The organism is Litchfieldia alkalitelluris (genome assembly GCF_002019645.1).
Classification (GTDB): domain Bacteria; phylum Bacillota; class Bacilli; order Bacillales; family Bacillaceae_L; genus Litchfieldia; species Litchfieldia alkalitelluris.
In genome coordinates this window covers 3,351,387-3,374,365 of record NZ_KV917374.1, presented here as the reverse complement: position 1 = coordinate 3,374,365, position 22,979 = coordinate 3,351,387, and the positions used below count along the sequence as shown (strand labels likewise).

Annotated in this window: 22 protein-coding genes; all 22 read left to right on the top strand. The window is 35.5% G+C overall.

Annotated features, from left to right (window positions below):
- Positions 1–274 precede the first annotated feature (274 nt).
- The 22 genes from rimP (at position 275) to BK579_RS15610 (ending at position 22,887) form a co-directional block, all read left to right on the top strand.
- Entirely contained in the window at positions 275–748 is a 474-nt protein-coding gene (gene rimP / locus BK579_RS15715; RefSeq protein WP_078547058.1) for a ribosome maturation factor RimP, read from the top strand.
- A gap of 84 nt (positions 749–832) precedes the next feature.
- Positions 833–1,963, top strand: a complete 1,131-nt coding sequence (gene nusA, locus BK579_RS15710; protein WP_078547056.1) for a transcription termination factor NusA — start codon at positions 833–835, stop codon at positions 1,961–1,963.
- Between the two features lie 12 nt (positions 1,964–1,975).
- Positions 1,976–2,254, top strand: coding sequence for an RNase P modulator RnpM (gene rnpM, locus BK579_RS15705; RefSeq protein ID WP_078547054.1), 279 nt, complete (start codon positions 1,976–1,978; stop codon positions 2,252–2,254).
- Positions 2,251–2,556, top strand: coding sequence for a YlxQ family RNA-binding protein (locus tag BK579_RS15700; RefSeq protein ID WP_078547053.1), 306 nt, complete (start codon positions 2,251–2,253; stop codon positions 2,554–2,556). The genes rnpM and BK579_RS15700 overlap by 4 nt, the downstream gene beginning before the upstream one ends.
- 19 nt (positions 2,557–2,575) lie before the next feature.
- Positions 2,576–4,771 (top strand): translation initiation factor IF-2, encoded by a 2,196-nt coding sequence (gene infB, locus BK579_RS15695; RefSeq protein WP_078547051.1) that lies wholly within the window; start codon positions 2,576–2,578, stop codon positions 4,769–4,771.
- A complete protein-coding gene (locus tag BK579_RS15690) occupies positions 4,768–5,046 on the top strand; it encodes a DUF503 domain-containing protein (RefSeq protein ID WP_078547049.1) in 279 nt (92 codons plus the stop codon). The genes infB and BK579_RS15690 overlap by 4 nt, the downstream gene beginning before the upstream one ends.
- A 15-nt stretch (positions 5,047–5,061) precedes the next feature.
- Positions 5,062–5,415 carry a 30S ribosome-binding factor RbfA gene (gene rbfA, locus BK579_RS15685; RefSeq protein WP_078547047.1) on the top strand — a complete coding sequence of 118 codons (354 nt, stop codon included), beginning with the start codon at positions 5,062–5,064 and terminating at the stop codon, positions 5,413–5,415.
- A 211-nt stretch (positions 5,416–5,626) separates the two neighbouring features.
- A complete protein-coding gene (gene truB / locus BK579_RS15680; protein ID WP_078547045.1) occupies positions 5,627–6,550 on the top strand; it encodes a tRNA pseudouridine(55) synthase TruB in 924 nt (307 codons plus the stop codon).
- 40 nt (positions 6,551–6,590) lie between these two features.
- Complete coding sequence (ribF, locus tag BK579_RS15675; protein WP_078547043.1) at positions 6,591–7,559, top strand: bifunctional riboflavin kinase/FAD synthetase; 969 nt, start codon at positions 6,591–6,593, stop codon at positions 7,557–7,559.
- A gap of 101 nt (positions 7,560–7,660) precedes the next feature.
- A complete protein-coding gene (gene rpsO, locus BK579_RS15670) occupies positions 7,661–7,930 on the top strand; it encodes a 30S ribosomal protein S15 (RefSeq protein WP_078547041.1) in 270 nt (89 codons plus the stop codon).
- Positions 7,931–8,112: 182 nt separating this feature from the next.
- Positions 8,113–10,224, top strand: a complete 2,112-nt coding sequence (gene pnp / locus BK579_RS15665; RefSeq protein WP_078547039.1) for a polyribonucleotide nucleotidyltransferase — start codon at positions 8,113–8,115, stop codon at positions 10,222–10,224.
- Between the two features lie 136 nt (positions 10,225–10,360).
- Complete coding sequence (locus BK579_RS15660; protein ID WP_078547037.1) at positions 10,361–11,323, top strand: polysaccharide deacetylase family protein; 963 nt, start codon at positions 10,361–10,363, stop codon at positions 11,321–11,323.
- Positions 11,324–11,521: 198 nt separating this feature from the next.
- Entirely contained in the window at positions 11,522–12,757 is a 1,236-nt protein-coding gene (locus BK579_RS15655; protein ID WP_078547035.1) for a M16 family metallopeptidase, read from the top strand.
- A gap of 86 nt (positions 12,758–12,843) precedes the next feature.
- On the top strand, positions 12,844–13,101 hold the full coding sequence (locus BK579_RS15650) for a YlmC/YmxH family sporulation protein (RefSeq protein WP_078547033.1): 258 nt from the start codon (positions 12,844–12,846) through the stop codon (positions 13,099–13,101).
- A gap of 756 nt (positions 13,102–13,857) precedes the next feature.
- Positions 13,858–14,757: a dipicolinic acid synthetase subunit A gene (gene dpaA / locus BK579_RS15645; RefSeq protein ID WP_078547031.1), complete on the top strand. Its 900-nt coding sequence runs from the start codon at positions 13,858–13,860 to the stop codon at positions 14,755–14,757.
- Positions 14,758–15,354 carry a dipicolinate synthase subunit B gene (locus BK579_RS15640; RefSeq protein ID WP_078547029.1) on the top strand — a complete coding sequence of 199 codons (597 nt, stop codon included), beginning with the start codon at positions 14,758–14,760 and terminating at the stop codon, positions 15,352–15,354.
- A gap of 305 nt (positions 15,355–15,659) precedes the next feature.
- A complete protein-coding gene (asd, locus tag BK579_RS15635; protein ID WP_078547027.1) occupies positions 15,660–16,709 on the top strand; it encodes an aspartate-semialdehyde dehydrogenase in 1,050 nt (349 codons plus the stop codon).
- A gap of 271 nt (positions 16,710–16,980) precedes the next feature.
- Entirely contained in the window at positions 16,981–18,228 is a 1,248-nt protein-coding gene (gene dapG / locus BK579_RS15630) for an aspartate kinase (RefSeq protein ID WP_078547025.1), read from the top strand.
- A 17-nt stretch (positions 18,229–18,245) separates the two neighbouring features.
- Entirely contained in the window at positions 18,246–19,118 is an 873-nt protein-coding gene (gene dapA, locus BK579_RS15625; RefSeq protein ID WP_078547024.1) for a 4-hydroxy-tetrahydrodipicolinate synthase, read from the top strand.
- 306 nt (positions 19,119–19,424) lie between these two features.
- The gene (locus BK579_RS15620) at positions 19,425–20,186 is read left to right on the top strand and encodes a ClpP family protease (protein WP_078547022.1); all 762 of its coding nucleotides are present in this window, start codon (positions 19,425–19,427) and stop codon (positions 20,184–20,186) included.
- A complete protein-coding gene (locus tag BK579_RS15615; RefSeq protein WP_078547020.1) occupies positions 20,183–20,401 on the top strand; it encodes a YlzJ-like family protein in 219 nt (72 codons plus the stop codon). Before BK579_RS15620 ends, BK579_RS15615 begins: the two co-directional genes overlap by 4 nt.
- A gap of 137 nt (positions 20,402–20,538) precedes the next feature.
- Positions 20,539–22,887, top strand: coding sequence for an FtsK/SpoIIIE family DNA translocase (locus BK579_RS15610; protein ID WP_078547018.1), 2,349 nt, complete (start codon positions 20,539–20,541; stop codon positions 22,885–22,887).
- Positions 22,888–22,979 lie beyond the last annotated feature (92 nt).

Genomic DNA, 22,979 nt, shown 5'->3' with positions numbered 1-22,979 from the left:
TATCGTATTTTTGTATTCTTTGCTTCCTTTCTGTAAACATACATACTTCAACTCTTATTCATAACAAGACATCTCTTCCCTGCTTAGATTAGCAGGGTGTTTTATCCTTAGCCCTATAAATAAGATAGCGGTGTCTGCTCTATTGTGCAATTAAAGAGTAAATAAATTAGGTTACATCTTAAAACTAAGATTTTTTCTTTAAAATAGTGCTTATACTATGAAAAAAAGTAAGTGTGTTTATCTAGAAGCACTTGTTTTGTAAGGAGGGTTATTAATGAGTAAAAAGGTAACACAAGTTGTTGAGGAAATGGTTAATCCAATACTAGAACCTCTAAACTTGGAGCTAGTGGATATAGAATACGTAAAAGAAGGTAAAGATTGGTTTTTAAGAGTATTTATTGACTCAGAAGGTGGAGTCGATATTGAGGATTGCGGAACCGTTAGTGAAAAATTAAGTGAAAAGCTTGATGAGGTTGATCCAATTCCATATAACTACTTTCTTGAAGTTTCTTCACCTGGAGCTGAACGTCCACTTAAAAAGGATAAAGATTTTCAAAAAGCAATTGGCAAGCAAGTTTATATCAAGACTTATGAGCCAATCGATGGTGAAAAGGTATTTGAAGGCGAACTGGTAAGCTTTGATGGAAATATAGTTACTGTGTCGGTGAAAATCAAAACGAGAACAAAGACATTTGAAATTCCATATGAAAAAGTTGCTAGTGCAAGACTTGCCGTGACTTTTAATTAATGAAGAGTATTATGGATTAATCAATTTATATTATACAGTAAAGAAATTGCAATTTTTTAACTATAAAGGGGGATTAGGAATCTAATGAGTAGTGAATTATTTGATGCTCTAACACTGCTTGAGAAAGAAAAAGGGATAAGCAAAGATATTATAATAGAAGCGATTGAAGCAGCATTAATATCTGCTTATAAACGAAATTTTAATCAAGCACAGAATGTTCGAGTTGACTTAAACCTTGCAACAGGAACAATGCGTGTCTTTGCAAGAAAAGATGTTGTTCAAGAAGTATACGATCCAAGACTTGAAATATCAGTAGACGAAGCACGATCAATTAATCCGAACTATCAGGTAGACGATGTAATTGAAATTGAAGTTACACCAAAGAACTTTGGTAGAATTGCTGCACAAACTGCCAAGCAAGTTGTAACTCAAAGGGTAAGAGAAGCAGAAAGAGGGGTAATTTACTCCGAATTCATCGACAGAGAAGAAGACATAATGACAGGTATTGTTCAACGTCTAGATTCAAAGTTTATTTATGTGAGCTTAGGGAAAATTGAAGCATTATTACCAGCTAATGAACAAATGCCTAACGAAAGATATAAACCACATGATCGAATCAAAGTCTACATAACCAAAGTAGAAAAGACAACAAAAGGTCCACAGATATTTGTTTCAAGAACACATCCTGGATTACTAAAAAGATTATTCGAAATTGAAGTGCCAGAAATTTATGATGGTACTGTAGAAATTAAATCTGTTGCAAGAGAAGCAGGAGACCGTTCTAAGATATCTGTTCATGCAGACAATGAAGAAGTCGATCCAGTAGGCTCATGCGTTGGTCCAAAGGGACAAAGAGTTCAAGCAATTGTTAATGAACTAAAGGGCGAAAAAATAGATATTGTAGAATGGTCAGATGATCCAGTGGTCTTTGTTGCTAATGCATTAAGTCCATCTAAGGTCTTAGATGTTACTGTAAATGAAGACGATAAAGCAACAACAGTTATTGTACCTGATTATCAGTTATCCTTAGCAATTGGTAAAAGAGGTCAAAATGCTAGATTAGCTGCAAAACTAACAGGCTGGAAAATTGATATTAAAAGCCAATCGGAAGCTGAACAGTTAGGAATCTATCCTAAAGAAGGTTCTTCCTTTTTTAATGATGATTATGAAGAAGAAGAAGACACATTTAATTTGAACCTTGAAGAAATTGAGTGAGAGGTGAATTAAATGGTGGGTCAAAAAAAGATTCCATTACGTAAATGTATAGCTAGTGGAGAAATGAAGCCTAAAAAAGAGCTTGTAAGAATTGTTAGATCAAAAGAAGGAGAGGTTTCTATTGATTTAACAGGCAAAAAATCTGGTCGAGGAGCATATTTAAGCTTAGACAAAGATTTAATCTTACTAGCTAAAAAGAAAAACATTCTAGCAAACCAATTAAAAGTAATGATTGAAAATTCTCTATACGATGAACTACTTGAGTTGGTTGAAAAAGAGAGTAAATCATGAATAAAAATGTACAATGGATTTCGTTTTTAGGTCTTGCCAATCGAGCACGAAAAGTTATCTCAGGTGAAGAGCTTGTTATTAAAGCAATCCGTAATGGGAAAGCGAAACTTGTTCTTTTAGCTGAAGATGCATCAACAAATACTGCAAAAAAAGTAAAAGATAAAAGCAGCTATTACGAGATACCGCTGCGAACTGTAACAGATCGTTCCGTCCTTGGATCTGCAATTGGAAAAGATGCAAGAGTGGTTGTTGCTGTTACAGATATCGGTTTTGCAAATAAATTGATGTTACTGCTCGATTAATTTATTTGGGGGTGAACATATGAGTAAAATGCGAGTTTATGAATTTGCAAAAAAACATAATATTTCAAGTAAGGATGTCATATCTCAACTTAAAGAGATGGATATAGAGGTTTCAAATCATATGGCAACAATTGAAGACGATGTAGTCGTTAAATTAGAAAAAAACAACAAATCAGGTGCTAAACCTGCAGCTAATAAACCACAAAAGAGTAACGAAGATGTTGCTGATGTTGCATCTAAAGATAAGAAGAAAACTGTACCACCAAAAAGCGGAGATGGTAAAAAGCATAACTCCGAAACACAACAAAAGGAAAAAAAGGTTTTCAACAATACCAATAATAATAATAATAATAATAATAATAATAATAAAAACAAGAATAATAAGAAAAATAAACAAAAGGGTGGGCAAAATAACTTCAAACAGCAACAACAGTTTTCACAGCCCAAGCCTGAAAAAAAATTACCTGAAAAGATTACCTTTACTGGGTCATTAACAGTTGGCGAATTAGCAAAAGCATTAGGGAAAGAACCTTCTGAAATTATTAAGAAGTTGTTTATGCTTGGTGTTATGGCGACAATTAATCAAGAACTAGATAAAGATTCAATCGAGCTTATTGCTGGAGAATATGGTGTAGAAGTTGAAGAAGAGGTTGTCTTCGAAATGACAGAGTTTGAAGGTTATCATTTAGAAGATAATCCTGAAGATTTAGTAGAGCGTCCATCTGTTGTAACAATCATGGGGCACGTTGACCATGGTAAAACAACTTTACTTGATTCGATTCGTCATACAAAGGTTACGGCTGGCGAAGCTGGTGGAATTACGCAACATATTGGTGCATACCAAGTAGTTGAAGGTGACAAAAAAATTACGTTTTTAGATACACCAGGTCATGCTGCTTTTACAACGATGAGAGCACGTGGGGCACAAGTAACAGATATCACTGTTTTAGTAGTTGCTGCTGATGACGGTGTAATGCCACAGACCGTTGAAGCAATTAATCATGCTAAAGCAGCAGAAGTTCCAATTATTGTTGCTGTGAATAAGATGGATAAACCAAGCGCTAATCCAGATCGAGTAATGCAAGAACTAACAGAACATGGTTTAATTCCTGAAGCATGGGGTGGGGAGACTATATTTGTTCCACTTTCAGCGCTTACAGGTGATGGGATTGATTCATTACTAGAAATGATCCTTCTTGTTAGTGAGGTAGAAGAGTATAAAGCAAATCCGAAAAGAAAAGCTACAGGTACTGTAATTGAGGCTGAACTTGATAAAGGAAGAGGATCTGTTGCGACCCTTCTTGTTCAAAATGGTACATTACGTGTAGGTGATCCAATTGTAGTTGGTAATACGTTCGGTCGTGTAAGAGCTATGGTTAATGATCTAGGCCGTCGTGTCAAGGAAGCAGGTCCTTCTACTCCTGTAGAAATAACTGGATTAAATGATGTGCCACACGCTGGAGATCACTTCATGGTATTTGATGATGAAAAGAAAGCACGACAAGTCGGAGAAGCACGTGCACAAAAACAATTGATTGAGCAACGAGGCGAAAAAGTAAAGGTTAGCCTTGATGACCTTTTTGAACATATTAAACAAGGTCAAATGAAGGAAATTAACCTTATTGTTAAAGGAGATGTTCAAGGATCTGTTGAAGCTCTTGCGGCGTCTCTTCAAAAGATTGATGTTGAAGGTGTTAAGGTTAAAATCATCCATACTGGTGTAGGAGCAATTACTGAGTCTGATATTATTTTAGCTTCTGCTTCGAATGGAATTGTTATTGGCTTTAATGTACGTCCAGATGCTGGAGCAAAACGAACAGCTGATGCCGAAGATGTTGATATTCGATTACACCGCATCATCTATAAAGTCATTGAAGAAATCGAAGCAGCAATGAAAGGGATGTTAGATCCTGAATACCAAGAAAAAGTAATTGGGCAAGCTGAAGTTAGAACAACCTTCAAGGTTTCTAAAATTGGTACAATTGCTGGTTCTTATGTAACAGATGGGAAAATTACTCGCGACAGTGGAATCCGCTTAATCCGTGACGGAGTTGTAATATTTGAAGGTGAAATTGATACACTTAAACGCTTTAAAGACGATGTTAAAGAAGTCGCTCAAGGGTATGAATGTGGTATAACTATCACTAAATTTAATGATCTTAAAGAAGGGGACATTATTGAAGCGTTTGTGATGGAAGAAATTGATCGTAAGTGATCGGTCTTGTAGAATGTGAATGTATAATTTACAATTCTTCCTCACTAAAAGATAAGAGGGCTGTCCTTCAAAGGATAGTCACACGTCTAAAACAAAAGTATAATGTTTCCGTTGCTGAGATAGACTTTCAAGACACATGGCAACGAACGAAATTGGCAGTTGTTACAGTTTCTTCTAGTCGTCAAGTATCAGAAAAAGAATTAAATAATTGTCTTAAATTAATTGATTCCTTTCCAGAAATCGAAAGAGCTATTACAGAATTTGAGTGGCTTTAAAACGAGGTGAAGATAATGAGTATTCGGCCAAATCGAGTCGGAGAACAAATGAAAAAAGAACTTGGTGATATCATCGGGCGAAAGATAAAGGATCCCCGTATTGGGTTTGTAACTGTTACAGATGTACAAGTTACAGGAGATCTTCAACAAGCAAAGGTTTATATCTCAGTTCTTGGAGACGATGAGCAAAGAGAAAACACCTTAAAAGGTTTAGCCAAAGCAAAAGGCTTTATCCGATCAGAGATAGGGAAACGGATTCGTTTACGAAAGACACCGGAAATTCAATTTGAATTCGATGAATCAATTGATTATGGAAATCGTATCGAAACGCTTTTAGCTGATTTAAATAGACAATCTAATCTAGATTAACCATTGTAGCTGACTCAGTCCTTGAGTCAGCTATATTAATATTATTCATAGCTCTTATCTAAAAATTAATAAACGAAAATAGACTAATATTAGCTATTAATTGACCTAAACGGTTATATCTTCTTAAATAACATAGTTTTCTTTTGAACCTAAAAAGTAAAATAAGTATGAAGATAGCCTGTATTTACTGATAATCGAAGGAGGCAGTCGAGTGGAAGGTATATTGCTTCTTAATAAACCTAAAGGGTTAACCTCACATGATTGTGTGTTCAAAATAAGAAAACTAATACGGATGAAAAAAGTTGGTCATACAGGTACACTAGATCCTGATGTCACAGGTGTGCTACCAATTTGTATTGGAAGGGCTACAAAGATTGTAGAGTACATAACTGCTGCAGAAAAGACTTATGAGGGTGAAGTAACCCTTGGATTCTCCACGACTACTGAGGATCGGTCTGGAGAGGTTGTAGAGAGCCTGAAAGTCGAGAGAGTGATTGATCGCTCTGAAGTTGAAAAGGTGCTAAAGGAATTGACTGGTGAGATTGTTCAAACACCTCCTATGTACTCTGCTGTCAAAGTTAAAGGAAAGCGTTTATATGAGTATGCAAGACAAGGGATTGAAGTTGAAAGACCTTCGAGGACTATTTTTATTAGAGAACTTCAATTGTTAGATGATCGAAGTATTTTTAGTGGGGAAACCATTTCTTTTAAATTTCGTGTCACTTGTAGTAAGGGTACATATGTTAGAACTTTAGCTGTTATGATCGGAGAAAAACTAGGTTATCCATCACATATGTCAGATCTAACTCGAACTGCATCTGGACAGTTTCTAATTAACCAGTGTATGTCTTTTGAGGAGATTGAAGACAAGGTCAAGGAGGGTACTCTAGAAACAAGTTTATTATCAATTGAAAGTGCACTCTATCATTTGCCGAAATTTAAGATTAATGATACATTAGCAGTAAAAGTGCAAAATGGAGCTGTCCTAGAGGTACCTAAAGGATTAGAATATATAAGTGATGAACCTGTTTGCATGATTGATGAAAGTGATAAGTGTCTTGCCTTATATATAAGACACCAAACAAAACCTCATTTAATGAAACCATTAAAGGTACTCTCAATAACTGAAGAGTAAGTAATTGTGGTTTTATTAGACATGAGAAAAGGTGAACATATTGAAAACAATACGAATTTCTCATCCACATAACTTATTAAAAGAGAATCTGCCAGATGTAGTTTTAGCATTAGGATATTTCGATGGAGTTCATCTGGGTCATCAAAGAGTAATAACTAATGCAGTAGAGTATGCCAAAGCGAGTGGACTACAAAGTGCAGTTATGACATTTGATCCACATCCATCTGTTGTTCTTGGAAAAAATAAACAAGCAATTAAATATATTACACCGATTGAAGAGAAAGAATATTTAATTGCCAACCTTGGAGTTAATCGGTTATATATCGTAGAATTTACTTCTGATTTCGCAAATCTACTACCGCAAGAGTTTGTAGATCAATATATAATTGGCCTAAATGTTAAACATGTTTGTGCTGGGTTTGATTTTTCTTATGGCAAACTCGGTAAGGGCTCAATGGAAACAATGCCTTTTCATGCACGAAGCCAATTCACGCAAACCACTATAGAAAAGCAAACAAACTCCCAAGGGAATAAGATAAGTTCCACACTTGTACGTGAGTTAATAGAAAAAGGAGATTTAGACCAACTTCCTTTACTACTAGGTAGGAACTATTCGGTTCAAGGAATCGTCGTTGATGGCGATAAAAGAGGAAGAACAATAGGTTTTCCTACTGCTAACGTAAAGGCTAATCCTGATTATTTGTTACCCCCTACAGGAGTTTATGCTGTTAAAATAAAGGTGAAGTCCTTATGGTTTGATGGGGTTTGCAATGTTGGATATAAACCAACATTTAACAATGAACAAAAGGTACTGTCTATTGAAGTGCATATTTTTAACTTTGACCAAATGATTTATGGAGAAGAAGTGACAATACAATGGTTCAAACGAATAAGATCAGAGAAAAAGTTTGAAAATATTACTTCATTAATAAAACAAATTGAACATGATAAAGAAGAAGCCATTAACTATTTCGAAAAAATAAGTGATCCGACTTGCTTTTTGTCATAAAAAGATGTATTCTTATAAACGTATTATAGAACCATTGCTTGGCAGGACGATTCACCAACGTCTGCTCGGTAATTGGGGATCAATTAGAGGAGGTGAATAGGATGGCAATCACACAAGAGCGTAAAAATGAACTTATCAGTGAGTATAAAACTCATGACAGTGACACAGGATCACCAGAAGTTCAAATCGCTGTCCTAACAGAATCAATTAATAATTTGAACGATCATTTACGTACTCACAAAAAGGATCATCATTCACGTCGTGGTCTTTTAAAGATGGTTGGTAAGCGTCGTAACTTACTTACTTACCTTCGTAATAAGGACGTAACTCGTTATCGTGAACTTATTAATAAGCTAGGTTTACGTCGATAATTTACAGAAAGCGGGAGAATTCCCGCTTTTTTATTAGGATTTAAAAAAATATACCTTAAATTTCCTTAATTACCATCCCTGTATATTATCTTCAATAAATATAGTTAATACTATATATACATACTAATTACTATGAAACCACAATGATCATAAAAGTTTACATATGAGAGGAGCACAAAAGAATGGACCAAGGGAAACAACATTTTTCAATGAACTGGGCTGGTCGTGAACTAACAGTTGAAATTGGACAGCTAGCTAAACAAGCAAATGGTTCAGTACTAGTCCGATATGGAGAAACTGTCGTATTAAGTACAGCAACTGCTTCAAAAGAACCTAAGAATTTAGATTTCTTTCCATTAACAGTAAATTATGAAGAAAGACTATATGCTGTAGGTAAGATTCCCGGAGGCTTTATCAAGCGTGAGGGAAGACCAAGTGAAAAAGCAATCCTAGCAAGTCGTTTGATTGACCGTCCTATAAGACCATTATTTGCAGATGGGTTTAGAAATGAAGTGCAAGTAATTAGTATAGTTATGAGTGTGGATCAAAATTGTTCTTCTGAAATGGCTGCAATGTTTGGGTCATCATTAGCGCTTTCTGTATCCAATATTCCGTTTGATGGGCCAATTGCCGGAGTCATTGTTGGCCGTATTGACAATGAGTTTGTAATAAATCCATCTGTTGAACAACTAGAAAAAAGCGATATTCATTTAGTTGTTGCGGGTACTAAAGATGCAATTAACATGGTTGAAGCTGGGGCAGATGAAGTATCAGAGGAAATCATGTTAGAAGCAATCATGTTTGGTCATGAAGAAATTAAACGATTAATTGCTTTCCAAGAAGAAATCGTACAAGCTGTAGGTAAAGAAAAACTTGAGATAAAGCTTTATGAGGTTGACCATGAGTTGGAAAAACAAGTTCGTTCATTAGCAGAAGTAGATTTAAATAAAGCTGTACAAGTTGTTGAAAAACATGCAAGAGAAGCAGCTATTAGTGAAGTTAAATCTTCTGTAATTGAAAAGTTTGTTGAACAGGAAGCAGACGATTCAACTTTAAAGCAAGTTAACGAGATATTATATAAATTGGTAAAAGAAGAAGTAAGAAGATTGATTACAGTAGAAAAAATTAGACCAGATGGACGGAAAATTGACCAAATTCGAGCATTATCTTCTGAAGTAGGAATATTGCCGCGTACACATGGTTCAGGTCTCTTCACAAGAGGACAAACTCAAGCATTAAGTATTTGTACACTAGGAGCTTTAGGTGATGTGCAAATTTTAGATGGGCTTGGAATTGAAGAGTCAAAGCGTTTTATGCATCACTATAATTTCCCACAATTTAGTGTCGGTGAAACAGGACCAATGAGAGGACCAGGTCGACGTGAAATTGGTCATGGAGCTTTAGGAGAAAGAGCTCTTGAACCAATCATTCCATCGGAAAAAGACTTCCCATATACAATTCGCTTGGTATCAGAAGTTCTTGAATCAAATGGTTCAACATCACAAGCAAGTATTTGTGCTAGTACATTGGCAATGATGGATGCTGGAGTTCCAATTAAAGCTCCTGTTGCTGGTATTGCGATGGGACTAGTCAAGTCTAATGAGCACTATTCTGTATTAACTGATATTCAAGGAATGGAAGATCATCTTGGAGATATGGATTTCAAGGTAGCTGGAACATCTAATGGGATTACAGCATTACAAATGGATATCAAAATTGAAGGATTATCTCGAGAAATTTTGGAAGAGGCCCTTCAACAAGCAAAAATCGGACGAATGGAAATATTAAAGTCGATGATTGCTACAATCGAAAATCCAAGAAATCAATTATCTAAATATGCACCTAAAATTGTTTCTATGAAGATCAATCCAGATAAGATTAGAGACGTAATTGGACCAAGTGGTAAGCAAATTAATAAGATTATTGATGAAACAGGAGTTAAAATTGATATTGAACAAGATGGCACTGTCTTCATTTCTTCTGTAAATGAAGAAATGATCCAAAAAGCGAAAAAGATAATTGAAGATATCGTTCGAGAAGTTGAAGTAGGACAAATGTATTTAGGTAAAGTAAAGCGAATTGAAAAATTCGGTGCATTTGTTGAAATCTTCAATGGAAAAGATGGACTAGTTCATATTTCTGAAATTGCTGAAGAGAGAGTTGGAAAAGTGGAAGATGTACTCTCTATTGGTGATGAGATACTTGTTAAAGTCACAGAAATTGATAAACAAGGTCGTGTGAACTTATCAAGAAAAGCAGTATTGAAAGAAGAAAAAGAGAAGCAAAACCAGTAAAATAAAGGCCTGGATATCCGGGCTTTTTTTCTTAGTTCCAATTTTTTGGTTGAAAAACTTTATTGCTTTATGATTAACAGTTTAGTTCTACCTTGTCCCCCTAATACATATTTGTAATAGAAAGGGGGATCTTACTATGAAAAGAACATACATACAATTTATCGCTTTTTTATTTATCTTTCTATTATCTGTTGGTTCAATCCAAAATCCATATACCACCCATTATATTGGTAGCTTAAAAAATGATAGCATCGCGGTTTCGAAAGAAGCTGATGGACTGTATAGGGAAATTAAGGAAAAAGCTCCTGAATACGAAATAAAACCGATAGATGCTGAAATCCATAAAGTATGGAAAGCGACTCCTGGGTATAATGGAATAACAGTAGACATAGATGCTTCTTACAAGAAAATGAAAAAGAATAAAGTCTTCGATGCAAACAAACTAGTCTATAAGCAAGTTTCACCAAAGGTGCATTTAGACGATCTTCCTGCTGAAGCTATTTATCGTGGAAATCCAGAAAAACCAATGGTTTCATTTTTGATTAATGTAGCTTGGGGAAATGAGTACATTCCGGATATGCTGGATACTTTTAAAAAACATAAAGTGAAAGCGACTTTTTTCTTAGAAGGACGTTGGGCAAATGAAAATCCAGAACTAGCAAAAATGATTATTGCTGCTGGTCATGAGGTTGGTAATCACTCATACTCACATCCTAACTTAAAAACAATGCCATCTTCATCTGTTAGAGAACAATTGTCAAAAACAAATGATGTGATTGAGGCCACAACTGGAAAAAAAACAAGTCTATTTGCACCACCTAGTGGGAATTACCGTGATGAAGTGGTAAAAATTGCGGCTGAGCAGGGAATGAAGACTATTATGTGGAGTGTGGATACAATTGACTGGCAACGGCCTGAGCCTCATGTGCTGGTCGAGAGAGTGATGGGAAAAGTGCATCCAGGCGCACTAATATTAATGCATCCAACTTCATCTACATCAAAAGCACTTGAAACCCTTATACTTTCTATAAAACAAAAAGAATATAATATCAGTAATGTGTCTACATTATTAAGTGAAGAACGGATTTTAAATAAGTAAAATGTGTTATACATAGAGAGCAGGTTAACTTGTCGGGTATATAATTGTACATATGTTCTATATCCTGAAAAAACTGCGCTTGATTGTAGTTATGACGTTATAAACTTTTTCGTAAGCATTCTATTTATCCTTTTTAAATATGTTTGCTAAGAAAAGGCGTCTTTTAATGAGCTGAATAAATGACGGGAGGAAAGCTCTTTGATTAAAAAATATACTTGTCAAAACGGAGTAAGAGTAGTACTAGAGAATATTCCAACGGTACGATCTGTAGCTATAGGAGTTTGGATTGGTACTGGATCTAGAAATGAAGACGAAAGAAATAATGGAGTTTCACACTTTCTTGAACATATGTTTTTTAAAGGAACAACTTCATTATCAGCTAGAGAAATTGCAGAATCCTTTGATAGCATAGGTGGACAGGTAAATGCTTTTACCTCTAAGGAATACACTTGTTATTATGCCAAGGTATTAGATGAGCATTCGAAGTTTGCACTTGAAACATTATCCGATATGTTTTTTAACTCAACTTTTGTTAGTGAAGAATTAGAGAAAGAAAAAAATGTAGTCCTTGAAGAAATCAAAATGTATGAAGATACGCCAGACGATATTGTACACGATTTGCTAAGTAAAGCAAGTTATAAAAACCATCCACTTGGGTACCCGATTCTTGGCTCTGAAGAAACACTAAACACTTTTAATAGTGATCTTCTGAGACAGTATATGAATGAATATTATACCCCTGATAATGTAGTTGTATCTGTTGCAGGGAACATTGATGAAAGCTTTATAAATGAGGTAGAGAAATTGTTTGGCAGCTATGAAACTGGGCATTCAAAAAAGGAATACATTACGCCTGATTTTTATAGTGAAAAAATTGCAAAGAAGAAAGATACGGAGCAAGCGCACTTATGTATAGGATATAATGGGCTACAAATAGGAGATAAAGATATTTATAATCTGATCGTTCTTAACAATATTCTTGGGGGGAGTATGAGTAGTCGTCTATTCCAGGAAGTTCGTGAACAACGTGGATTAGCTTATTCTGTTTTTTCATACCACTCTTCTTTCCAAGACAATGGCCTTCTTACAATATATGGTGGTACTGGAGCGAACCAGTTAGATACATTGTTTGATACCATTCAGGACACTCTTTCACAACTTAAAAAAGAAGGAATTACACCAAAAGAATTAAAAAATAGTAAAGAGCAAATGAAGGGAAGTTTGATGCTTAGTTTAGAAAGCACCAATAGTCGTATGAGCCGTAATGGTAAAAATGAATTATTACTAAAAAAACACAGAACACTTGATGAGATGATTGATCTTATTAATGCAGTTGATGAAGAAAGTGTAAACCAATTAGGTAATAGAATTTTTACTGATCATTATTCTGTCGCATTAATTGGTCCTAATGAAGAGCTTCCAAAAAACATGTAACTTATTTCGGCCATTTTAGTTAATTCACTTCTAAACTTTGGACTACTCCATAAATATATAGTAATGTGATTGAAGGAGTGGTCAAAGTGAGATTAAGTGAACTAGGTGGTAAGGAAATCGTTGATGTAAAAAGAGCAGAACGTCTTGGGGTATTAGGTCAAACAGATTTGGAAATTAATGAACAAACTGGACAAATTAAAGCGTTAATTATTCCATCCTTAAAATGGTTTGGTTTAAAAAAGCAAGGCAATGAAGTTCGAGTGCCGTGGAATCATATTAAGAAAATAGGTGCAGATATGATCATCATAGATATTCCTGATGAGATAACAACACCGGAAAAATAAAAAAAATTGCCTCCTTATATAAGGGGGCAATTTTTTTGTTTTAATAGTATCTAATAATTTTCATCGGGCAAATACTCATTCGCATGAATGTCTACGCTGAAAATAACCATGGTTACGGAGTTCCAATCGCTGCGATCCACTCGCTTTCCGCGGGGCGGTTCGTGAGCCTCCTCGTCGCCTTTGGGGTCTCACGCTGACCGCACATCCCGTAGGAGTCGAGTGGCTCTTCGCTCATTCCACAGTTAGTGAGTACACTATTTTCATTCTATATGGTGCGAATAAAATTAGCAGGGGTGTCTACCCTGAAAAAAGAAAAGCAGAAGGCGCTCGTTCATCGGCGACAGTCATAAGTCAATCCAGCTAGAAGGTTGTTCTTTAACCTTCTAGCTGGATTGACTTATGACCCCGAGCCGATAGCGCCTGGAGCTAGACACTAAGCTAAGTATAATTTTTCATACTCCATGGTGCGAATTTTTGTCTACCCTGAAAATGCATAGGCTGTCAATTCGCTGCAGTTCACTCGCGGGATATCGGGGGAGTGTGATGAGCTTCCTCGTCAATGCTCTTTGGGGTTTCACATTGCCCGCTGATGCTCAGAATATTTATTGTTTTTTCCGATTGCTAATTTCATTCACCTATTTATAGGTGTTTTCATATGATGATGAAGTAAGAAAATTATTTTGAAATTGATGTAAAGCATGTGCGGATTAAATTGTTTAAAGATATATCTTAAGTTTTAAAAAAGAAGGTGAAATAATGTTGACTGGTATGCATGTTGCGGTTATTGGAGGAGATGCTCGACAGTTAGAAGTCGTAAGAAAGTTGATTGAGTTGGATGCCAAATTAACACTAATTGGATTTGAACAACTTGATCATGGCTTTATGGGTGCCTCTAAAGAGCAAATTGATGAAGTGGATTTTTCCACGGTAGATGCAATGATTCTACCTGTCCCAGGTACAAATGCAGAAGGGCAGGTTGAAACGATTTTCTCTAATGAAAAAGTGATTTTAACTGAGGAAATACTTGCTGAAACCCCAGAACATTGTACGATTTTTTCAGGAATTAGTAATGATTATTTAGACCAGCTAGTCAAATCTACTAATAAAAGATTAGTAAAATTATTTGAACGAGACGATGTAGCAATCTATAATTCAGTCCCTACAGTTGAAGGTACAATTATGATGGTAATACAACATACAGACATCACCATTCACGACTCTAATGTTGTCGTATTAGGACTTGGGCGTGTGGGAATGAGTGTTGCAAGAACGTTTTCAGCGTTGGGTGCACATGTAAAGGTTGGCGCTAGAAAATCAGAACATATAGCTAGAATAAAAGAAATGGGCTTAACACCTTTTCATTTATCTGATTTAGATAAGGAAGTATGTGATATTGACGTTTGTATTAACACAATACCACATTTAATTGTAACTGCCTCAGTTATTTCTAAAATGCCTCCTCATACGTTAATAGTTGACTTGGCATCCAAGCCAGGGGGTACTGATTTTAGATATGCAGAAAAGAGAGGAATAAAGGCTTTGTTAGCACCAGGATTACCAGGAATAGTTGCCCCAAAAACAGCTGGGCAAATCGTAGCAAATGTTATGTCACAACTCCTTTTAGAGCAATTACAACAAAGAGAGGAGAATTCATAGATGTCATTAAAAGGAAAACGTATTGGTTTCGGTTTAACAGGATCACATTGCACGTATGATGCAGTATTACCACAAATTCAAAAGCTTGTAGATGCGGGTGCCGAGGTTAGACCTGTAGTTTCAAATACAGTTAAAAACACAAATACACGATTCGGTAAAGGGGAAGACTGGGTTAAAAAGCTGGAAGAGGTCACTGGACATAAAGTGATAGATACAATTGTAGGAGCAGAGCCGCTAGGTCCTAAGCTTCCACTAGATTGTATGGTAATCGCGCCTCTTACTGGTAATAGCATGAGTAAATTTGCCAATGCTTTAACTGAGTCTCCAGTATTAATGGCTGCAAAAGCCACATTAAGAAATTTAAACCCGGTTGTTTTAGGTATATCAACCAATGATGCACTAGGGTTAAATGGTGTAAATCTGATGCGCCTTATGTCAACTAAAAATGTATACTTTATTCCATTTGGTCAAGATGCACCTGATAAGAAACCAAATTCGATGGTAGCAAGAATGGAATTATTACAAGATACAGTATTAGCTGCAATGGAAGGTAAGCAGCTTCAACCAGTTATCATTGAGAAATTTCGTGATAGCTAATCATATTCTCACCTGTTAGAATAAGAAGAGAAGATTAATGCAAAAATCTTCTCTTCTTTACTACGTAAATGTGCTAAAATAATATATGTAAATTTTTCTTATCTTTCAAGAAGAAACTTGCAAATTATTATACTGAAATTTAAAGAAAACCCTATTATATTCTGTTGAAACGCTTGTCAACCTTCAATTATTTAAGTAAAGTATATCCTAATAGAGTAACATCTAGTGGGCAATGCTCCTTTATATGAAAAAATCTATATTATCGTTTAGCCGTTGGGTATAAAACTGGAAGGGGTCTTAAAATAATGTCAAAAACAAATGGAATACATGTAGCAGTGGTAGGTGCAACAGGAGCAGTAGGAGAACAAATGATTCGTACTTTAGAATCAAGAGATTTTCCTATTGGCAAACTTTCACTTTTATCTTCGCCACGATCTGCTGGGAAAATTGTGAACTTTAAAGGACAAGAAATAGAAGTAGAAGTAGCAACTCCTGAAAAATTTGAGGGAGTTGATATTGCACTATTTAGTGCTGGAGGAAGTGTATCAAAAGAATTAGCACCAGAAGCAGTAAAGAGAGGTGCGATTGTAGTTGATAATACGAGTGCTTTTCGTATGGATGAAAGTGTTCCGCTAATTGTTCCAGAAGTGAATGAGGATGTATTACACACACACAATGGAATTATTGCAAATCCGAATTGTTCAACAATCCAAATGGTTGTAGCATTAGAACCAATTCGTAAGTTATTTGGATTAAATAAAGTAATTGTCTCAACTTATCAAGCTGTTTCAGGTGCAGGAGTAGCAGCAATTAATGAATTAAATGAACAGAGTAAAGCTATTTTAAATGGTTCAGAATTCACTCCAGAAATCCTACCTGTAAAGGGTGACGAAAAGCATTATCAGATCGCATTTAATGCAATTCCACAAATTGATAAATTTCAAGATAACGGATTCACTTTCGAAGAAATGAAAATGATTAACGAAACGAAAAAGATTATGTCTATGCCAGAACTGCAAGTTGCAGCTACGTGTGTAAGATTACCGGTTGTAACTGGACACTCTGAATCTGTTTATTTTGAAGTGAATGATGCTGGGATAAGTGCAGAACAAATGAAATCACTCTTAAAAGATTCTCCTGGAATAGTTTTGGAAGATGATCCTGAAAATCAAATCTACCCAATGCCAGCAAACTGTGTTGGGAAAAATGACGTTTTTGTAGGCAGAATTAGAAAAGATCTAGATAATGACAAAGGGTTTCATATGTGGGTTGTATCTGATAATCTTTTAAAAGGTGCAGCTTGGAATTCGGTTCAAATTGCGGAGAGCCTATTAAAATTAGGAATTGTAAAATAATTAATATAAATTAGGAATTGGCTAGATAAGTAAATTACTATCATTTTAGTGTGAAAGAATAAGTTTTATTTTAGGGCTGTGTTAAAACACATTGTTGTTTTTTTACCCTAGATTAATTGTAGCGAAAATCTAGGGTAGAGAGAGGTAAAGATCAATAACCATGCTTACAGCGCCTGTTTTTAATAATAATTACTTAACACTATTTATGTTCTATAAATTTCAAGTAAAACTTCTCTAGCCATTTCTATTACATCTAGTACGGGGTGTTTAGATGAAAATAATCGTCCAAAAATTTGGCGGAACTTCTGTTAAAGATGAGGAAACGAGAGATTTAGCTAGAAGACATATAGAAAAAGCAAAGAATGAAGGATTTAAGGTCGTCGTTGTCGTTTCTGCAATGGGGCGTGATGGAGATCCATATTCAACGGATACATTATTAAGTTTAGTTGATGGATCAAAGACAACTATAAGTAACCGTGAAATAGATATGCTTATATCTTGTGGTGAGTTGATTTCAAGTGTAGTCTTTACGAACATGTTAAATAAACACGGGATTCACTCAACCGCTTTTAATGGAGCACAAGCAGGATTTAGAACGAACAATGACTATACGAATGCCAAGATTATAGAGATGAAATGCGACCGTCTATTACAGGCACTAGAAGAACATGATGTTGTAGTAGTAACTGGTTTTCAAGGTGTTAATGAATTAGGAGATACAACAACAATTGGACGTGGTGGTAGTGATACCTCTGCGGCTGCAATTGGTGCTGCAATTGGTGCAGAATGGATTGATATTTTTACAGATGTAGAAGGTGTCATGACTGCTGACCCAAGAATTGTCAAAGATGCAAGACCTTTAGATATTGTCACCTACAATGAAATTTGTAATATGGCATATCAAGGTGCAAAAGTCATTCATCCAAGAGCAGTAGAGATTGCTATGCAGGCTAAAGTGCCAATTAGAATCCGTTCAACATATTCTGATTCTGTTGGAACATTAGTTACTAGCATCAATAAAGAAAGTAAAGGAACAGATGTTAAGGAACGCATAATTACTGGAATTGCACATGTACCTAATGTATCTCAAATAAAGGTTCAAGCCAAAAAAGGTCAATATGATGTGCAAACTGAAGTGTTCAAAGCAATGGCTAACGAACAAATAAGTGTTGATTTCTTTAATATTACACCAACAAGTGTCGTTTACACGGTGGCTGGTGAAATGACTGATAAGGCGATTCGTATTCTCGAAGGGTTAGGTTATATTCCAGTTGTTACTAGGGATTGTGCTAAAATATCAACTGTTGGTGCGGGAATGAACGGAGTACCTGGAGTAACTGCTAAAATAGTTACAGCATTATCACAGGAAGGCATAGGGATCCTGCAATCTGCAGACAGTCATACAACGATATGGGTCCTAGTCAAACAAGAGGATATGGTTAAAGCGGTAAACGCGCTCCATCAAGTTTTCCAGTTATCTGAAAAAACAGTTGAACCAATTCAACATGATGATATTTAATCGTTAGGAGTGAAACAATGGTAGATTTTGGTAAGGTTTCTACTGCAATGGTTACTCCATTTGACAGTAAAGGAAATATTGACTTTGCAAAGACAACACAATTAGTAAATTATCTATTAAAAAATGGTTCTGATTCATTAGTTGTTGCAGGAACAACAGGGGAATCACCCACACTTTCTTCAGAGGAAAAAATAGCGCTTTTTAGGCATGTAGTTCAAGTAGTAGATGGTAGAGTGCCAGTAATTGCAGGAACCGGGAGTAACAATACCTATGCATCGGTTGAGCTGACTAAAAAGGCTGAAGAAACTGGAGTAGATGCAATCATGCTTGTTGCTCCTTATTATAATAAACCCAATGAAGAGGGGTTATATAGACACTTTAAATTAATAGCTGAATCCACGTCACTACCTGTAATGATCTACAATATTCCAGGACGGTCAGTTATTAATGTTTCTGTTGATGTAATCATCAAGTTATCTAAATTATCAAATGTAGTGGCTGTAAAAGAAGCGAGTGGAGATTTAGATGCAATGACCAAAATTATAGCAAACACAGATGATAACTTTGCTGTCTATAGTGGTGACGATGGATTAACACTTCCTTCAATAGCTATTGGTGCTAATGGGGTCGTATCAGTAGCATCACATATTATTGGAAATCAAATGCAAGAGTTAGTTGGATTATATGAGAAGGGTGAAGTAAAGCAAGCAGCAAAACTTCATCAAAGATTACTTCCAGTAATGAACGCTTTCTTTACTGCACCTAGCCCAACTCCGATTAAAACAGCTCTTCAGTTGAAAGGTATGGATGTCGGCTCTGTGCGTCTCCCGTTAATTCCATTATCAGAAGAAGAACGGTTACAATTATCTAAAGTACTTGAAACATTATAATTTAAGGGCTGTCGACATCCTCGACAGCCTTTATTTTTTTGTTTCAATTATAGTAATTAAAAACACAATTTTACTTTTGTAAGCCTACCTCTGGAAAAGAGTCTTAATTTTGAGTTCCGATAGAACTACATTAAATCAAAGTTAACTCACATCAATTTTCTCCAACCATTAAACTTTTTTCGATCCATGACGGAATTTATGAATAACTTTTAATACATAACTTATTAAAGCTGCTTTTTAAATACCGAATGATTCATCCTCATTTCGTTCATAATATAAGAAGACTATGGTTGAAAGGGGATTTTTATGGATTATGATCAATACATAGCACGAAACCAAACGGATGAAGGGCAAGATAAAGGGAATGAGATTAAGGGATCAAGTATTGTTGAAAAAATACAGCAACTTGGTCAAACGAATGTTCCTAATATGTCAACAGACAGTAAGATCCATTGTTTAACGATTGTAGGACAAATTGAAGGGCATATCCAGTTACCCCCTCAAAATAAAACAACAAAGTATGAACATATCATTCCACAGATTGTAGCAATAGAGCAAAACCCAAAAATTGAAGGTCTTTTAATTATATTGAATACCGTCGGCGGAGATGTTGAAGCAGGATTAGCGATAGCGGAAATGCTTGGTTCTATTTCTAAGCCCACAGTTTCAATCGTTTTAGGTGGAGGACATTCGATTGGTGTTCCTATCGCAGTTTCATGTGATTATTCCTATATAGCTGAAACAGCAACAATGACAATTCACCCTGTTCGCTTAACAGGGCTAGTTATTGGGGTACCGCAAACTTTTGAGTACTTGGATAAAATGCAAGAAAGAGTCGTTAATTTTGTCACAAAGAATTCTAATATTACGGAAGAAAGATTTAAAGAGCTTATGTTCTCAAAAGGTAACTTAACAAGAGATATCGGAACAAATGTAGTCGGAGCCGATGCTGTGAAATATGGACTGATAAATGAAGTTGGTGGGGTTGGACAAGCAATTAAAAAACTAAATGAGTTAATTGATGGAAAAAACCTAAATAATAGTGAAGGCGGGCAGATGTTACAATGATATTGTACTCAATTATGCCAGAAGAGCTAATTTATCCTCAAAATGAAGAAGGATACCAAAAACAAAAAATAGTTGATATAAATGGTGTCTCTTTACTTGTAAATGAAGAAATACCAGGAGAACACTACGTTGTCCGAGTTATGAGCAGCAACCCAAATGATTATCTTAACTCAGAATATACACCAGGCCAGAGAATCACTTTATCTGTCAATTAAAAGATACTTTTTAGAATAATTATGTTATAATTTTTTTATCAACATGAGTAGCAGCCATTATTTGGCTGCTTTCTTCATTAGATAAAAAGGTAATGTTAATGGACAAGCATTAGCCTTACTAAAGCTAGGGTGATTACATGTCAAAACAAAAAAAGAAACATAAAAAAAGAAAAGAAGAATGGAAACAAACATTAAAATTCGAACTTATTGGGTTAAGTTTGTTGGCCATCACATGTATTGGACTATCAAAACTCGGAACAGCCGGAGCAGTACTAGTAAACTTTTTTCGTTTTTTTATTGGTGAATGGTCAATTTTAGGTCTTATTGGTTTGCTTTTTATTTCGGGATTTCTGATATGGAAAAGATCATGGCCAACACTTTTAAATAGGAAATTATTTGGAATTTATTTAATTACTTCTTCAATTCTTCTGTTAAGTCATGTGACCCTTTTTAGGTTGCTTTCAAATGATGGTACATTTGTACAACCAAGTGTTATTCTTAAAACTTGGCAGTTATTTTGGGATCAGCAAGCAGGTTTAACAAGTACAAATGATTTAGGGGGAGGAATGATAGGGGCAATTCTTTTTGCTGCTTCTTATTTTCTCTTTGATGAATCAGGCACAAAAATTATTTCAATATTTTTAATCGTAATCGGTGTTATTCTTGTTACTGGAAAATCATTGAGTGAGACCTTGATAAAAGTTGTAAATCCTGTCGCATCCTACTTTAAAGATCAATGGAAATCATTTATTGAAGATGCAAAAGAATGGTTTAGTCAATTCTCAAAACAACAAAAAAGTAGAAAAGACAAAAAACGGGCCAAAGATAAGAAAGATAAAAAGACTAAGGATAATAATACAGTTAATGAATCTACTTTAAGTAATAACGAAGAAGTTGTTGAGCTTCCTTTAGAAGAAGTTGAGGTTAGCACGCCAATCATTTCAAATTTTGCTGATAGAGCCTATGAAAGTGAAGAAAAAAAGAAATCGCAAGATGAAATACATAATGATGAGACTAGTGAAAAAATATTGCCTATTACTTTCACTGGAGTTGAGAATTTTGACTATGAGCTACCTCCATTAACTCTTTTGAGTCCACCAAAGCAGAACAATCAAAGTACAGAGCATGAGAATATATATGAAAATGCTCGTAAGTTAGAGAGAACCTTTCAGAGTTTTGGGGTGAAGGCAAAAGTAACAAAAGTTCATTTAGGTCCTGCGGTTACTAAATATGAGGTATATCCAGATGTTGGTGTTAAGGTAAGTAAAATTGTGAATTTAAGCGACGATCTTGCTCTTGCATTGGCTGCCAAGGACATCAGAATTGAGGCTCCAATCCCTGGAAAGTCTGCGATTGGAATTGAAGTCCCAAATATGGAAGTGGCAATGGTCTCTTTAAGAGAAGTTATTGATGTAAAGGAGAATAGCCGTCCAGATGCTAAGTTATTGATTGGACTAGGTCGTGATATATCTGGTGAAGCAGTGTCAGCCGAACTTAACAAAATGCCACATTTACTTGTTGCAGGTGCAACAGGTAGCGGGAAGAGCGTATGTATAAATGGGATAATAATAAGCATTCTTATGAGGGCAAAACCACATGAAGTAAAAATGATGATGATTGATCCGAAAATGGTTGAATTGAATATGTATAATGGTATCCCTCATTTACTTGCACCAGTAGTAACAGACCCTAAGAAAGCTTCGCAAGCATTAAAAAAAGTTGTTAATGAAATGGAACGGAGATATGAGCTTTTTTCACATAGTGGAACGAGAAACATTGAAGGGTATAATGATTATATAAAAAGGCATAATGAGGAAGAAGAAGCAAAACAACCAACTTTGCCTTATATTGTTGTTATTGTGGACGAGTTGGCAGATTTAATGATGGTCGCGTCATCAGATGTAGAGGATTCGATTACAAGGTTAGCACAAATGGCAAGAGCAGCTGGAATTCATTTGATCATTGCAACACAACGACCATCTGTTGATGTTATAACTGGAGTTATTAAGGCTAACATACCATCTAGAATTGCGTTTAGTGTATCATCTCAAACAGATTCTAGGACAATCCTTGATATGGGTGGTGCAGAAAAACTACTTGGAAGAGGAGATATGTTATTCCTACCGGTTGGTGCTTCTAAGCCTGTCCGTGTTCAAGGTGCATTTTTATCAGATCATGAAGTAGAGGAGATTGTTGACTTTGTTATTGCGCAACAAAAAGCTCAATATCAAGAAGAAATGATACCTCAGGATGTTTCAGAGCCGGTTGAAGAAATAGAAGATGATCTATATGATGAGGCTGTTCAATTAATCATTGAAATGCAAACTGCTTCAGTTTCAATGCTTCAAAGACGTTTTAGAATTGGATATACAAGGGCAGCTAGATTAATAGACGCTATGGAAGTAAGAGGAATTGTAGGTCCGTATGAAGGTAGTAAGCCAAGAACAGTATTAGTATCAGGCCAAAGTGAAGATGTAGGATCATGAGAGAAATGGGATTATCCTATTTCTTTTTTTGATTTTTTTTGCTATTACATGCAAAATTAATTTGCACCATGGATAAAATAAAAAATAGTGTA

Coding starts and splice junctions, on each gene's coding strand:
- dpaA (WP_078547031.1), top strand. CDS start 13,858: ATGTTGACTGGTATGCATGTTGCGGTTATTGGAGGAGATGCTCGACAG.
- BK579_RS15660 (WP_078547037.1), top strand. CDS start 10,361: ATGAAAAGAACATACATACAATTTATCGCTTTTTTATTTATCTTTCTA.
- BK579_RS15610 (WP_078547018.1), top strand. CDS start 20,539: ATGTCAAAACAAAAAAAGAAACATAAAAAAAGAAAAGAAGAATGGAAA.
- rimP (WP_078547058.1), top strand. CDS start 275: ATGAGTAAAAAGGTAACACAAGTTGTTGAGGAAATGGTTAATCCAATA.
- pnp (WP_078547039.1), top strand. CDS start 8,113: ATGGACCAAGGGAAACAACATTTTTCAATGAACTGGGCTGGTCGTGAA.
- BK579_RS15620 (WP_078547022.1), top strand. CDS start 19,425: ATGGATTATGATCAATACATAGCACGAAACCAAACGGATGAAGGGCAA.
- asd (WP_078547027.1), top strand. CDS start 15,660: ATGTCAAAAACAAATGGAATACATGTAGCAGTGGTAGGTGCAACAGGA.
- rpsO (WP_078547041.1), top strand. CDS start 7,661: ATGGCAATCACACAAGAGCGTAAAAATGAACTTATCAGTGAGTATAAA.
- rbfA (WP_078547047.1), top strand. CDS start 5,062: ATGAGTATTCGGCCAAATCGAGTCGGAGAACAAATGAAAAAAGAACTT.
- infB (WP_078547051.1), top strand. CDS start 2,576: ATGAGTAAAATGCGAGTTTATGAATTTGCAAAAAAACATAATATTTCA.
- BK579_RS15615 (WP_078547020.1), top strand. CDS start 20,183: ATGATATTGTACTCAATTATGCCAGAAGAGCTAATTTATCCTCAAAAT.
- rnpM (WP_078547054.1), top strand. CDS start 1,976: ATGGTGGGTCAAAAAAAGATTCCATTACGTAAATGTATAGCTAGTGGA.
- dapA (WP_078547024.1), top strand. CDS start 18,246: ATGGTAGATTTTGGTAAGGTTTCTACTGCAATGGTTACTCCATTTGAC.
- dapG (WP_078547025.1), top strand. CDS start 16,981: ATGAAAATAATCGTCCAAAAATTTGGCGGAACTTCTGTTAAAGATGAG.
- nusA (WP_078547056.1), top strand. CDS start 833: ATGAGTAGTGAATTATTTGATGCTCTAACACTGCTTGAGAAAGAAAAA.
- BK579_RS15640 (WP_078547029.1), top strand. CDS start 14,758: ATGTCATTAAAAGGAAAACGTATTGGTTTCGGTTTAACAGGATCACAT.
- BK579_RS15700 (WP_078547053.1), top strand. CDS start 2,251: ATGAATAAAAATGTACAATGGATTTCGTTTTTAGGTCTTGCCAATCGA.